The organism is Allobosea sp. 05T439 (assembly GCF_056396005.1).
In genome coordinates this window covers 341381-354530 of the sequence record NZ_JBFTKP010000001.1, presented here as the reverse complement: position 1 = coordinate 354530, position 13150 = coordinate 341381, and the positions used below count along the sequence as shown (strand labels likewise).

Genomic DNA, 13150 nt, shown 5'->3' with positions numbered 1-13150 from the left:
ACCGCAGATCAGGTGTCTCGACCCAGGGTAGCCGGTGAATGACAGGCCGCGCTAGATGGCGGCCTGGTCCGCATTCGCACGGCGCGCCAGCATCCTGAAGATGGCGCAGGACGCCGCGACCATCCGTTCGAAATGATCGATCTCGATGTTTTCGTTCGGCGCGTGCAACTGCGCCCCGTGGTGGGTGAGGCCGATCCCGAATACATCCGTGCGGAGATGGTCGATGAAGGGATGGGCGGTGCCCGACGCCGGGGAGCTGGGTTGGACAATCGGGAGGCGGCCGAACTCAGTTTCAAGAATCTCCGAGCAGGCGGCGACGAACCAGTGACCGGCGTCGCTGCGCACCGGCCTGACGATGGCGTCGTGAACGATGACCTCGATATCCGCCATGCCGATGCGTTCGAGATGGTCTCGCACAAGTTCGACGACGCGCGTTGGAGCCTGATTTGGCACAAGTCGGAAATCGAGCTTGGCGAAAGCCTCCGCGGGCAGCACGGTCTTGGCTCCCTCGCCCTGATAGCCGCCGCCGATGCCATTGACATTGAGGCAGGGAGCGAAATTCATCGCGGAGAAGAAGTTCTGGTCGTCGACGCCGTTCAGCGTACGCTCCCCGCCCGTCGCAGCACTGACGCTGGCAAGCGAGAAGGGCGGCGGCAGTACGGTAGCGCGCTCCGCAGCCGAGGGCGCCCGCACATCGTCATAAAAGCCATCGATCGTGATCCGCCCCGCAGAATCGCGCATCGAGGCGACGGCGGCGCAGATGCGCCAGAGCGCGTTATCGTAGACGGCCCCGTAGCTCGAATGCAGGTCGCCCCTCGCGGTGCGGCAGCGCAGCTCGATCGCGGTGATGCCCTTGAAGCCGCACAGGATGACAGGCCGGCCGGAGGCATCGATCTCGCCGAATTCCCACCAGCACAGATCGGCGCGCTCGCCGGCGAAGCGCTTCGCCAGGAAGCCATCGAGCGAAGGACTGCCGATCTCCTCCTCGCCATCAACGATCCAGATCAGCCGGAACGGAAGCGGCCCGCCCTGCTGGGCCTGGAAGCGGCGCCAGCCGGCAAGACGGCTGGCGAATTCGCCCTTGTCGTCGGCCGCGCCGCGGCCATAGAGGCGGCCATCGCGTTCCGTCAGGGTGTAGGGCGGGCTCAGCCAGAGCGCCGCGTCACCCTCCGGCTGCACGTCGGAGTGATTGTAGATCACGACGGTCAGCGGTCCCTCGCCAGCCGTGCCGACGACGAAGGGACCGACCGAGCCAGGGTGGATCTCGGTGACGAAGCCAGCGTCGTCGAGCAGATCCCGGACGAGGGTCGCCGCCTCGTTCAGGCCGCGTCCCTCGGCGCTGACCGAGGGAATGGCAACGAGACGGGCCAGATCGTCCCGTCCACGGCTGACCGCGTCATCCACCGCATTCACCCCGCGTGATGGACCAGAAACCGGTCGAGGCGCTTCAGCCCCTCGGCGAGCGTTTCGGTCGGCACGCCGATGCCGATCCGGATGTGCTGTTCGATCCCGAACCAGCTGCCGGCGACGACGAAGAYGCTCTCCTCCTCACGAAGCAGGCGGGAGAATTCCTCGGACGGCAGGTTGAGAGGATAGCGCAGGAAGGCCATGCCGCCCGCCTCCGGCCGCTTCCACGACCAGCCGGGATGACGCGACATCCAGTCGCCGACGAGATTGGCATTGGTTCGCAGCAGGTCGCGGCCACGCGACAGGAGACGGCTGCGCGTATCGGGCTTCATGACTGCTGCCGCAAGGATCTGGCTCAGGATGCCGCTGCCGATCGTCGTATAGTCCTGACGTTCCGCGGCGCCGGCAACCACGTCGACTGGTGCGACGATCCAGCCGAGGCGCAGGCCCGGACAGGCGAAGGATTTCGACAGGCTGCTCGTCACCACCAGTCGCGGATAGGTGCCCCAGAGCGTCCGGGTTTCAGGCCCGTCGATCTCGCCTCCGCGATAGATCTCGTCCACCAGCAGCCAGGCACCGCTCTGCCTTGCCGCAGCGACAAGCGCGTCGCGGCTTTCCTGCGTCAGCACGCTGCCGGTCGGGTTGGCCGGATTGGTGACGGCGATGACCTTGGCTCCCGCCGCGGCCGCATCGAGGCTGGCGGGGTCGAACTGCCAGCCATTGTCACCGCTCAGTTCAAGTCGCTGGACGTCGAATCCGAGTGCGCGGCCAAGACCATCCACCTGCATGAAATTGGGGACGGCAAAGACGATGCGCTCGCCGGGCTCGACGAGCGTCATCAGCGCGATCATCGTCGCCTCGGAGGAGCCATTGGTCACGAGAACGTTGGACGGCCCGGCTCCCGGATACCATGAGGCGATATTCGCCCTCAGGTCAGGCCGGCCATCGGTCCAGCCATAGCCCAATGGCAGCTTGAGCAGGTCCTGCATCTCGCTTGGCGGGAGGATGTCCTCGATCGCCCAGGGATGAACGCCGCTCTCGGTGAGATTGATCTCCACCTCGTTCTCGAAGAGCGTCTGATTGCGCTCCATCTGGAAGATATCGAATTTCAAGGCTCATTCCTTCCATCGAACGGAAAGGCTGCAGGCTCACTGCGGAACGGCAGCACTTCCCCCTGGTTTCGCGCAGATGCCGGGCGTCACAGCCAGCGCGCGTTTGCCCGTGCGATCGCTTCCCGCACGACATCCGGCGAGGTTCCGCCATAGCTGCGGCGGCTGTTCACCGAATGCTCCGGCGCAAGCACCGAGTAGACCTTCTCGGTGATGCGCGGATCGACGTCCCGCATGCTCTCGATATCAAGCGCGCTCAAGGTGCAGCCCTTGGCCTCGGCCCTGGCGACGACCTTGGCGGTGATGTGATGGGCGTCGCGGAAGGGGATGCCGCCCTCGCGAACGAGCCAGTCGGCGAGGTCCGTCGCGGTCGGAAAGCCGCGTTCCAGGAAGCTGCGCATCTGGTCCGGGCGGACGGTCAGGTCGCGTATCATGCCGGTCGTGGCCTCGGCGCAGAGCTGGACTGTCTCCAATGCGTCGAACATGGGCTCCTTGTCTTCCTGCATGTCCTTCATGAATGTCATGGGCAGACCCTTGACGGTCATGAGCAGGGCATTCAGCGAGCCGACGACACGCCCGGTCTTGCCGCGTACGAGTTCGGCCGCATCGGGATTGCGCTTCTGCGGCATGATCGAGGAGCCGGTCGTGAAGGCGTCCGACAGGGCGATGAATCGGAAGCCGTCGCTGCACCACAAGGTGATCTCCTCGGCGATGCGCGAGAGATGCACGGCCAGCATCGAGCAGCAAAACAGCAGCTCGACGATGTGATCGCGCGAGGCGACCGAATCCATCGAGTTCTCGGTCGGGGCGGAGAAGCCGAGTTGCTCGGCCGTGAAATGCCGGTCGATGGGGAAGGCGGTTCCGGCCAGGGCGGCGGCGCCCAGCGGGCAGATATTGGTGCGCTCGCGAGCACCTGCCAGCCGCTGCCGGTCGCGGCCGAACATCTCGACATAGGCCATGAGATGGTGGCCGAAGGTAACGGGCTGCGCGACCTGCATATGAGTGAAGCCCGGCATCAGGGTCTCGACATGCTCGCCGGCGCGTTCGATCAGGGCGCGCTGCAGTTCCTGCACGACCGCATCGAGCCCGTCGATCGCATCGCGCATCCACAGGCGGACGTCGGTGACGGCCTGGTCGTTGCGGCTGCGAGCGGTATGAAGCCGGCCCGCCGGCTCGCCGACGATCTCCTTCAGCCGCGCCTCGACATTCATGTGAATGTMCTCGAGATCGACGCTGAAGGTAAAGCGGCTCTCCTCGATCTCCCGGAGGATCTGGTCGAGCCCTGCCTGGATTGTCTCGTTGTCCGTCTCGCCGATGATGCCCTGCCGCGCCAGCATCCGGGCATGGACCTTCGAGGCGGCGATGTCCTGCCGGTAGAGGCGATAGTCGAAGCCGATCGACGGATTGATCTTCTTCATGATCTCCGCCGGCGCCGTCGTGAAGCGTCCGCCCCACATCTTGTTGGCGCCACTCTTCTGCTCCGACATCTCTTCAGCTTCCTGTTGTTCAGAACGTGGTGGCCTGAGCCCCGCACAGACAGGGCAAGGCTCAGGCGGGGGATAGGTGAAAGGGGCGGCAGGCGCCGCCCCTTTGCGTGTCACCTATTGGGTGTCACTTGGCGCTGTTGATCTTGATCTCGCTCATACCGTTCCGGGCGAGGCCGTATTTGTCCAGGATTTTGGCATAGGTGCCGTTCTTCACCAGCCTGTCGAGCGCATCCTTGATGGCATCGCGCAGTGCCGGCTTCGTCTTCAGCACCGGCAGACCGGTGATCTCCTCGGTCAAGGGTTCGCCGAGCAGGACATAGGTGTTCGGCTCCATTGCCTGGAAATAGGGCAGGGTCTCATTGCCCTGCACGGAGGCGTCGATGCGCTGGGTCTTGAGCTGGTTGCGCGCGTCGACCGAGCCTTCGGTGCCGACCACGGTGATCGCAGGCGCTCCCTTGGACTCGCAGTTTGCGGTGCTCCATTCGGCGATGCGCTGCGGGTTGTTGGTGCTGCGGCTGGCGCCGACCTTCTTGCCGCACAGATCGGCCGGGGTCTTGATCTTGGCTGCCTGCTGGGCGCCCGTATAGAACTGGGTGCCGGAGCGCATATAGTCGACGAAGTCGACGATCTCGCGCCGCGGAACGGTGTCGCTCATTCCGGCGAGAGCTGTGTCGACGCGCTCGGTCTGGAGCGAGGGGAGCATCTGGGCGAAGGCGATTTCCTGCCACTCGACCTTGAGGCCGAGCTCTGCGGCAATGGCCTCGCCGAGGTCGATGTCGAAGCCGGTCAGCTTGCTCGTGGCGGGATCCTTGTAGGTGATCGGCGGATAGTTCGGCATCGTCGCGATGACGAGCTTGCCGGCCTGCTTGACCTTCGTGAGCGAGTCGTCGGCATGGGCAACTGAGCAGGCGAGCAGCGCTGCCAACCCGGCGCCAAGGGCAATCGATCTTTTCATGGGGCTTTCCTCCTGCTCGGTCACTTCAGGACCGCTTTGATAAAGTTCTGTGTCCGGGGGTGCTGCGGATCGACGAGGATAGCGCCGGGGGCACCTCGTTCGACGATGGCGCCCTGATCCATGAAGACGACATGGTCGGCGACCTCGCGGGCGAAGGCGAGCTCATGCGTCACCACGATCATGGTCATTCCGGAGCGGGCCAGATCGCGCATGACGTTCAGGACTTCACCCACCAGTTCGGGGTCGAGCGCCGATGTCGGTTCGTCGAAAAGCAGCAGCTTCGGCTGGATTGCCAGCGCGCGGGCGATCGCGACGCGCTGCTGCTGGCCGCCGGAGAGTTCACTGGGATAGTTGAAACGCTTATCGGCGAGACCGACCCGCTCAAGCAGCGTCACCGCTTCCTTCTCGACCTCGCGCCGCGGTCTGCCCTGGACCTTGATCGGCCCGAGCATCACGTTTTGCAGTGCCGTCAGATGCGCGAAGAGGTTGAAGCGCTGGAAGACCATGCCGGTCATCAGCCTTTGCCGGGCAACCTCCTTGTCGGCGAGCTCCAGCAGGTGCTGTTTGGTGCGATGATAGCCGATGAGCTCGCCGTCGATGACGATCGCACCGGAATCGGGGCGCTCAAGCTGGTTGATGCAGCGCAGGAACGTGCTCTTGCCCGAGCCCGAGGGGCCGATGATGCAGGTCACCTCGCCGCGCGAGACCGCAAGCGAGACGTCCTTCAGTGCTGCGAATGTTCCGAAGACCTTGTTGACGCCGGCGGCGCGGACCATCTCGTTCATGATGGCCACCTCACGCCGACGCGGCCGGAGCGGGCACCCCGTTGCGCCGGGTATAACCCTTGGAGAAATAGCGCTCGATGAAGTGCTGGCCGATCTGGAGCAAGGTCACGACCGCGAGATACCAGCACGCGGTGACGATCAGGAGCTCGATGACGCGGCCATTCGCGTAATAGACGTCCTGTGAGTTGCGCAGGACTTCGCTATAGCCGATCACGCTGGCGATCGAGGTCAGCTTGACCATGCTGATGACCTCGTTGCCGACCGGCGGCACGATGACCCGCATCGCCTGCGGCAGCACGATGTAGAACAGCGTCGCCAGCGGCGTCATGCCGATGCTCTTGCTCGCCTCGACCTGGCCCGTATCGACCGAGAGAATGCCGCCGCGCACGACCTCCGCCGTGTAGGCGCCCTGATTCAGGCCGAGCCCAAGCAGCGTCGCGACGAAGGGTGTCATCACCTCGACCATGCGGGCTTCGAAGAGTCCGGGGATCGAGATGGTGGGGAAGACCAGAGCGAGGTTGAACCAGAGCAGAAGCTGGAGCAGCAGCGGCGTGCCGCGAAAGAACCAGATATAGGCGACCGCGCAGCGGCTGATCACGGGATTGGGCGACATGTACATGATCGCGAAGATCACGCCGAGCACGATGCCCAGCGCCATCGCGTACAAGGTCATCCAGATCGTGTTGAGAAGGCCGAAGAGGATGGCCGGGGCCGTGAAGAACTGGCCAACGATCTTCCATTCGATCTGGCCCTCGGAGAAGGCCTTGGCGATGAAGGCCAGGGCGACGACGATCAGGGCGACGCCGACGACGCGGCCGTAATGGCGTCTGCGGATCGTGGGAAGCGCCGCGACCTCCAGGATCTCGTCGCCGTAAATCGCGCCMTTCCGGCAAACAACCCTGTCGGCAGCCATTCATCCCCCCGATCTTCCCGATCGTTGCGGGAGCCATAACAGGCGGTAGATGGACTGTAAATTCCAAATCAAATATTTTTGTCTAATCTGAGGCATGGGTGTCAAGCGCGCTGCCTCGCGCTTGACGCGCTAGGATTCTTCGAGAGGAGCGGCCTCAATGAGAGAGCACGCTGCCGCATTCACCCTGTGATCCCGAGTGCTTGTGTGTGCTCAAATGGGCAAGAGCGCCCGGCCGGTCGAGGCCGCCGTCGGCAATCCAGGCGTCGGTGCTCTTCGCCGCCCGTTCGATCAGCTCGCTGGTCATCGAGAAATCATAGGGCGATCCGGCGAGTGGGCAGAGCGGCGGCAGGACGAAGAAATCGATGCTGCCGTCGAGCCCTTGCAGCTCGCTGAAAAGTTGCCGCACGATCAGCAGCGTCAAGGCATGCAGCGCGCTTGCGACGGCCCCGACCGGTGGCTTGTCAAGAGCAAAGGCGTAGCCGGTGGGGAGAACGATCAGGCGCTTGGCGCCGCATGCGATTGCGACCTTGACCGGCGTGTTGCTCGATATCGCGCCATCGGCGAGATAGAGGCCGTTGAACCGTACCGGCGCGAAGGCTGCCGGTATCGCCACGCTCGCAATGATGGCCTGCGCAGCCGAGCCCTCCGAAAGCACGACCGTCTCGCCCGAGAGAATGTCGGTCGTGACGACATGCATCGGGATCTTTGCGTCCTCCAGATTGGCGTAAGAGAGATTGCGCTCAACAAGCCGATGCAACGGATCCGAGGCGATAAGGAAGTCCCGCCGGTACAGGAAGCCGAGCATCGTGCGCCAGCTCAACGGGAACACGTCGCGCCGGCGCAGTCCGCGCCAGATCGTCTCCAGTCGTTGGACACCTTCAAGCGTGGGGTTCCCCGCGTAATAGGCGCCATTCAGCGCTCCGACGCTTGAACCAACGACCATATCGGCTGCAATGCCCTGGCTCGCGAGCGATCGCAGCATGCCGACCTGGATGGCGCCGAAACTGCCACCTCCCGCAAGGACGAAGGCGGTTGCTGGTCGGGCAGCGGCGCTGGTCATGGGCAGGGCCTCCTCGGATTCCGCGGTCGTGACGCCGGGTGCTGTCGCGACCGCGAAGCCAGGATGTCGGCGGCTATGGCGCCGACACCGTGATGCGGCCCTTCATGTTGGGGTGGAAGCGGCAGTAATACTCGACCGTTTCCATCTTCTGCAGGACCAGACTCGCCGATTTCTTCGGCTGGATCATCACGTCCATCCCGCCCTTCACGGTCGCGGTGTGGGCGAGAATGTCCTTGTTGAGCCACTCGACGGTGTCCCCGACCTTCATGGTGATCTCCGCAGGCGAAAACACCAGCCGGTCGATCCCGACCTGAATGGTTTCCGCTTGTGCCGGAACAGCGCCCAGAGTCAGCGACAGTCCGGCAATGGCCCAGAGGCGCCGCTTCAACGACATGATCTTGTCCTCACCGGAGTTCGGCTGCGACATGTGCGGCGTGCTGCTCGTGGCCCTGGAAAATCTTCAGGCCGGTTTCGAGCAGGCCCTTCAGCTCGGTGTTGCTTGCCGAGGGGATCAGCAGTGTCTGGAGCGCGCCGTTCACCTGCTTGTGGTAGGCCACTTCGTTATCGACATAGGCCTTGTCGAAGGCTGCGCCCTGGAGTTTCGAGAGCTTGCTCCGCTCCGCTGTCGCGGCCTGAGACAAGGCGCGGCTGGTATCGTTGTCTTCAGGGCTGACCTTCAGCTTCTTGACCAGGTCGAGCGCCTGCTTGTTCACCGCTTCATGGTCTCGAACCATGTCATGGGCAAAGGCTACGACGGTCTTGTTCTTGGATTTCGCGATGGCTTGCTTTGCCGCCTCGACGTCGATCGTGCCGGCGGTATAGGCGATGTGCGCGATCTGCGGATCGGTCGGCGTGTCGGCGGCTTGCGCCAAGGACATCGCACCGAGAAGGCCAAGTGCGGCCAATGCCGTGTTCTGTCGCGTGAACATGGAACCTCCTTTGCCTGATCGCTTAATTGCTTCAGGCTTTGTCTTTCAATTGACGATCATTGGATGCTGCGGGATCGAAAACGTTCCCGGATTGATCAGGGAAAGCCGAGCCGTTTCATCACCGCGCCGGTCAGGCGCTCGCAGCGCCGGCCGGCAAATGGAAAGGCGTCGAGCAGGACGGGACCGATCTGTTCGTCCAGCTGCTTGCGCAGGAGGTGTCTGGCCCGGTGCAGACGGGTCTTGACGGTTTCGGGCCGCAGACCGAGCAATTCCGCCGTTTCTTCGACGCTCAGGCCTTCGATGACCCTGGCCATGAAGACCGAGCGATAGGCATCGGGGAGATTGTCGGTTGCCCGCTCGACAAGGTGAAGGATCTGTCGTTGCGCCATGGCCCGCTCTGGATCGTCACAACTCGTGTTGCAAGGAAACTKAATGATCTGCGCGGCGGCGGCGCCCCGGTCGCTTGATCGCGCGAGTTCCGCCTCTTTCCGGTTCTTGCGCAGACGCCCGAGCGCTTCGTTGATGACGATGCGGGACAACCAGGTGGCAAGCGTGGAGTCGCCGCGAAAACTCTCGAGATGGGTAAAGGCCCGGAGATAGGCCTCCTGCACGACGTCTTCGGCTTCGCTATCATTGCGGACGACTCCGCGGGCGAGACGGTAGAGCCGCTGATTATGCGTCCGCATGATCGTGCGGAATGCATCGCCGTCGCGCGCGAGCGCCCGGCGCGCCAGATCGAGGTCGTTGAGCACCGATATAGAGTCGAGCGCATCTCTTCGAACCTGCGGCATGGGCGATCTCCTCCCTCTGTATGAGATGGAAAGCGACGGAAAAGGTTCCCAGAAAAACAGATACGCGCCGGCGGGATCTGCGCTGGCGGCAGCAGTGGTCCGCGAAGCTGATCCTGCCCAGCATAGGCCTGTTGAGCATGCGACGGCCACCGCAGCGAGGCCGCTCATCCATTGCGAAAGCAGGCCGGGACTGGCCGGTTTATGCTGTGGCGAGGCCGTCCAGGGCTCAGGTCCGATCGGCGTTCATAACCCCAGAAAATCAGCTACCCACTCTCTGCGCATTCCAATAGGTTCAGCCTCAATCGGGACCAACTTCCGTTCGGGCCGACGATCCTGCCGCGGGCAGGGCGGGTTCGGCGGAACTGGGCGCGGACCAATCCGGCCCGAGGGTCATTAAGTGGGAGAGCTGACCATGAAAAAAATCCTGTTCGCCACGCTGTCGGCGGCTGCCCTGATGGCGGCGGGACCGCTGTCAGCCAAGACGTTGATCTATTGTTCGGAAGGTAGTCCCGAGAACTTCGCTCCGAGCATCAACACGACAGGCACGTCGTTCGATGCCAATACCCAGATTTACGACACCATCGTCCAGTTCGAACGCGGCGGGACCAAGGTCCTCCCCGCTCTGGCCGAGAAATGGACGGTTTCGGACGATGGGCTGGTTTACACATTCAACCTGCGCAAGGGCGTGAAGTGGCATAATACCCGCGCCTTCAGGCCGACGCGCGACTTCAATGCCGACGACTTCATCTTCATGATCGACCGGCAGTGGAAAGAAGATAATCCCTATTACAAGGTCACCAGCTCGAATCATTCCTATTTCAACGACATGGGCATGCCCAAGTTGCTGAAGTCGGTCGAGAAGGTCGATGACTACACCGTCAAGATCACGCTGAACAACCCTGAGGCGCCTTTCCTGTCAGACCTCGCGATGCAATATGCCAGCATCCAGTCGAAGGAATATGCCGATGCGATGCTGAAGGCCGGCACGCCCGAGAAGATCGATCAGGACCCGATCGGAACCGGGCCGTTCTCGCTGGTGCAGTATCAGAAGGATGCGATCATCCGGTACAAGGCGTTCCCGGAATACTGGGCCGGCAAGGCCAAGATCGACGACCTGATCTTCGCCATCACGCCGGATGCCTCGGTCCGCTGGGCCAAGCTTCAGAAGGGCGAATGCCATGTCATGCCCTATCCGAACCCGGCCGATCTGGACGCGATGAAGAAGGACGCCAATGTCCAGATCCTGGAGCAGCCGGGCCTGAACATCGGCTATCTCGCCTACAACACCACCAAGAAGCCGTTCGACGACGTCAAGGTGCGCCATGCCGTCAACATGGCGATCAACAAGAAGGCGATCATCGACGCCGTCTATCTGAGCAGCGGCATCGCGGCGATCAATCCGATTCCGCCCTCGATGTGGTCCTACAACGAGACCGTGAAGGACGATCCCTTCGATCCCGAGGCCGCCAAGAAGGCGCTTGCCGAGGCGGGTTATCCGAACGGCTTCGAGATGGACCTCTGGGCCATGCCGGTGCAGCGGCCGTACAACCCCAACGCCAAGCGCATCGCGGAGCTGATGCAGGCGGATCTCGCCAAGGTCGGCATCAAGGCCGAGATCAAGACCTTCGAGTGGGGCGAGTACCGCAAGCGCCTGCAGGCGGGCGAGCATCAGGCCGGCATGTTCGGCTGGACCGGCGACAATGGCGATCCGGACAACTTCCTGCACACGCTGCTGGGTTGCGATGCGTCGAAGAACAATGGCGGCAACGTCGCGAAGTTCTGCTACCAGCCCTTCGAGGACATCGTGCAGAAGGCCAAGAAGATTACCGATACGGCGCAGCGCACCGAACTCTATCGCCAGGCCCAGGTGATCTTCAAGGAGCAGGCGCCCTGGTTCACCATCGCGCATGCGGTGCAACTGAAGCCTGTCCGCAAGGAAGTGAAGGACTTCAAGCTATCCCCGTTCAGCAGGCATACCTTCTATGGCGTTGACATCAATTGAGGCCCTGCCCCGACTGATGCATTGATTGGAGCGCGGCCGAGAGGCCGCGCCCTTTTTACTTCGGGAGAGCGTCATGAAGATTAGACATTTCGCAGCGGCGGCTGCCGTTGCGTTAGCTTTACAGGCTGGCGCGGTCGCGGCTCAAACGCTCGTCGTCTGCTCAGAGGCGAGTCCCGACTTCCTCAATCCGCAGTTCTCTTCGCAGAACACGGCTTACGACGTGGCGGCCCAGATCTATGATCGCCTGGTCGCCACCGAGCGCGGCGGTTCCCAGATCATTCCGAGCCTGGCCGAATCCTGGACCATTTCCGAGGATGGGCTGACCTATACGTTCAAGCTGCGCAGCGGGGTGAAATGGCACGCGAACAAGGCGTTCACGCCGACACGCGGCTTTACGGCCGATGACGTGGTCTTTTCGTTCCAGCGCATGTTCGACGAGAACCATCCCTACCATAAGGTCGGCAGCACCAATTATCAGTTCTTCAACGAGATCGTCCGGCCCAGCCTGAAGGCGGTCGAGAAGGTCGATGACCAGACCGTCCGGCTCATCCTGTCACGGCCCTACGCACCCTTGCTCAGCGCGCTTTCGGTCGAGCCCATGTCGATCCTGTCGGCGGAATATGGCGATGCGATGCTGAAGGCGAGCACGCCTGAGCAGATCAACCAGGCGCCGATCGGTACCGGCCCATTCTCGTTGCTGGCCTACCAGAAGGACGCCACGATCCGCTTTCGCGCGGTGCCCGACCATTGGACCAAGGCGGCCGGAAACCGGGATCGCATGGCGCTGGTCAACGACCTGATCTTCGTGATCACGCCGGATGCCTCGGTGCGGTTCGCCAAGGTGAAATCGGGCGAATGCCAGATCGCGCGCTATCCGAATCCCGGCGACCTGCCGGCGATGCGGGCCGATCCCAATCTGACGATGCTCTCCGGCAGCATTGCCGATCAGAGCTTCCTCGCCTTCAACCAGCAGAAGAAGCCCTTTGACGACAAGCGGGTGCGCGAGGCACTGGTCTATGCGACCAACATCCCTGCGATCATCGATGCAGTCTATCAGGGCACCGGCAAGCAGACAGCCGCGATCGTCCCGCCCTCGCTCTGGTCGCATCACGAAGGCCTGAAGCCGCGCCCCTATGATCCGGAGAAGGCCAAGGCCCTGCTCGCCGAGGCGGGCCTGCCGAACGGCTTCAAGACCACGCTCTGGGCCATTCCCGTCGTTCGCGCCTATATGCCGAACGGACGCCGTGCGGCCGAGCTGATTCAGGCGGATTGGGCGAAGATCGGCGTCCAGGCGGAGATCCAGAGTTTCGAATGGGGTGAGTATCTCAAGCGCGGCCGCGCCGGCGACCATGAGGTCGGCATGTTCGGCTACACCTGGGACTATCCGGATCCAAGCCAGATCCTGCTGTCGGGCTGGCATTGCGATGGCGTGAAAACCGGCGCCAACCGGGCACGCTGGTGCAACAAGGAATTCTCCGACCTCCTGACCAAGGCCAATACGATCACGGATCAGGGCGAGCGCACCAAGATGTTCCTGCGCATGCAGGAGATTTTCCAGGAAGATGTCGGGGGTCTGCTCTTTGCAAACGCGCAGGCCTTCACGCCGGTGCGCAAGGATGTGAAAGACTACAAGATCCATTTCTTCGGCGGCCAGCCCTTTACCGGTGTATCGCTGGCGAAATGACGTTGACATTCGGGCGCGGAGAGGCGAA

Annotated in this window: 12 protein-coding genes; 2 read left to right on the top strand and 10 right to left on the bottom strand. The window is 62.9% G+C overall.

The features are described 5' to 3' along the window. Window positions 1-51 precede the first annotated feature (51 nt). The 10 genes from AC1DIO_RS01575 to AC1DIO_RS01530 form a co-directional block, all read right to left on the bottom strand. Window positions 52-1404 (bottom strand): M20/M25/M40 family metallo-hydrolase, encoded by a 1353-nt coding sequence (locus tag AC1DIO_RS01575; RefSeq protein WP_441504261.1) that lies wholly within the window; start codon window positions 1402-1404, stop codon window positions 52-54. A 5-nt stretch (window positions 1405-1409) separates the two neighbouring features. Next, window positions 1410-2519 (bottom strand): aminotransferase class I/II-fold pyridoxal phosphate-dependent enzyme, encoded by a 1110-nt coding sequence (locus tag AC1DIO_RS01570; RefSeq protein ID WP_476853056.1) that lies wholly within the window; start codon window positions 2517-2519, stop codon window positions 1410-1412. A gap of 86 nt (window positions 2520-2605) precedes the next feature. Continuing rightward, complete coding sequence (gene argH, locus AC1DIO_RS01565; protein ID WP_476853055.1) at window positions 2606-4003, bottom strand: argininosuccinate lyase; 1398 nt, start codon at window positions 4001-4003, stop codon at window positions 2606-2608. Between the two features lie 124 nt (window positions 4004-4127). Then, on the bottom strand, window positions 4128-4958 hold the full coding sequence (locus AC1DIO_RS01560; RefSeq protein ID WP_441504263.1) for an ABC transporter substrate-binding protein: 831 nt from the start codon (window positions 4956-4958) through the stop codon (window positions 4128-4130). A gap of 20 nt (window positions 4959-4978) precedes the next feature. After that, window positions 4979-5743, bottom strand: coding sequence for an amino acid ABC transporter ATP-binding protein (locus AC1DIO_RS01555; RefSeq protein WP_441487809.1), 765 nt, complete (start codon window positions 5741-5743; stop codon window positions 4979-4981). 10 nt (window positions 5744-5753) lie between these two features. Continuing rightward, window positions 5754-6656: an amino acid ABC transporter permease gene (locus tag AC1DIO_RS01550; RefSeq protein WP_476853054.1), complete on the bottom strand. Its 903-nt coding sequence runs from the start codon at window positions 6654-6656 to the stop codon at window positions 5754-5756. Between the two features lie 154 nt (window positions 6657-6810). After that, window positions 6811-7716, bottom strand: a complete 906-nt coding sequence (locus AC1DIO_RS01545) for a patatin-like phospholipase family protein (RefSeq protein ID WP_441504265.1) — start codon at window positions 7714-7716, stop codon at window positions 6811-6813. Between the two features lie 73 nt (window positions 7717-7789). Continuing rightward, window positions 7790-8110, bottom strand: coding sequence for a cupredoxin domain-containing protein (locus AC1DIO_RS01540; protein ID WP_441504501.1), 321 nt, complete (start codon window positions 8108-8110; stop codon window positions 7790-7792). A 10-nt stretch (window positions 8111-8120) separates the two neighbouring features. Then, complete coding sequence (locus AC1DIO_RS01535; RefSeq protein WP_441504266.1) at window positions 8121-8645, bottom strand: DUF4142 domain-containing protein; 525 nt, start codon at window positions 8643-8645, stop codon at window positions 8121-8123. A 95-nt stretch (window positions 8646-8740) separates the two neighbouring features. Beyond that, window positions 8741-9436 carry an RNA polymerase sigma factor gene (locus AC1DIO_RS01530; RefSeq protein ID WP_476853081.1) on the bottom strand — a complete coding sequence of 232 codons (696 nt, stop codon included), beginning with the start codon at window positions 9434-9436 and terminating at the stop codon, window positions 8741-8743. A gap of 412 nt (window positions 9437-9848) precedes the next feature. Here AC1DIO_RS01530 and AC1DIO_RS01525 point away from each other — a divergent pair, with 412 nt between their 5' ends. Together AC1DIO_RS01525 and AC1DIO_RS01520 are read left to right on the top strand one after the other, a co-directional pair. Then, the gene (locus AC1DIO_RS01525) at window positions 9849-11438 is read left to right on the top strand and encodes an ABC transporter substrate-binding protein (RefSeq protein WP_441504267.1); all 1590 of its coding nucleotides are present in this window, start codon (window positions 9849-9851) and stop codon (window positions 11436-11438) included. A 73-nt stretch (window positions 11439-11511) separates the two neighbouring features. Then, window positions 11512-13122: an ABC transporter substrate-binding protein gene (locus AC1DIO_RS01520; RefSeq protein WP_476853053.1), complete on the top strand. Its 1611-nt coding sequence runs from the start codon at window positions 11512-11514 to the stop codon at window positions 13120-13122. Window positions 13123-13150 lie beyond the last annotated feature (28 nt).

Coding starts and splice junctions, on each gene's coding strand:
- AC1DIO_RS01520 (WP_476853053.1), top strand. CDS start 11,512: ATGAAGATTAGACATTTCGCAGCGGCGGCTGCCGTTGCGTTAGCTTTA.
- AC1DIO_RS01555 (WP_441487809.1), bottom strand. CDS start 5,743: ATGAACGAGATGGTCCGCGCCGCCGGCGTCAACAAGGTCTTCGGAACA.
- AC1DIO_RS01525 (WP_441504267.1), top strand. CDS start 9,849: ATGAAAAAAATCCTGTTCGCCACGCTGTCGGCGGCTGCCCTGATGGCG.
- AC1DIO_RS01545 (WP_441504265.1), bottom strand. CDS start 7,716: ATGACCAGCGCCGCTGCCCGACCAGCAACCGCCTTCGTCCTTGCGGGA.
- AC1DIO_RS01560 (WP_441504263.1), bottom strand. CDS start 4,958: ATGAAAAGATCGATTGCCCTTGGCGCCGGGTTGGCAGCGCTGCTCGCC.
- AC1DIO_RS01540 (WP_441504501.1), bottom strand. CDS start 8,110: ATGTCGTTGAAGCGGCGCCTCTGGGCCATTGCCGGACTGTCGCTGACT.
- AC1DIO_RS01535 (WP_441504266.1), bottom strand. CDS start 8,645: ATGTTCACGCGACAGAACACGGCATTGGCCGCACTTGGCCTTCTCGGT.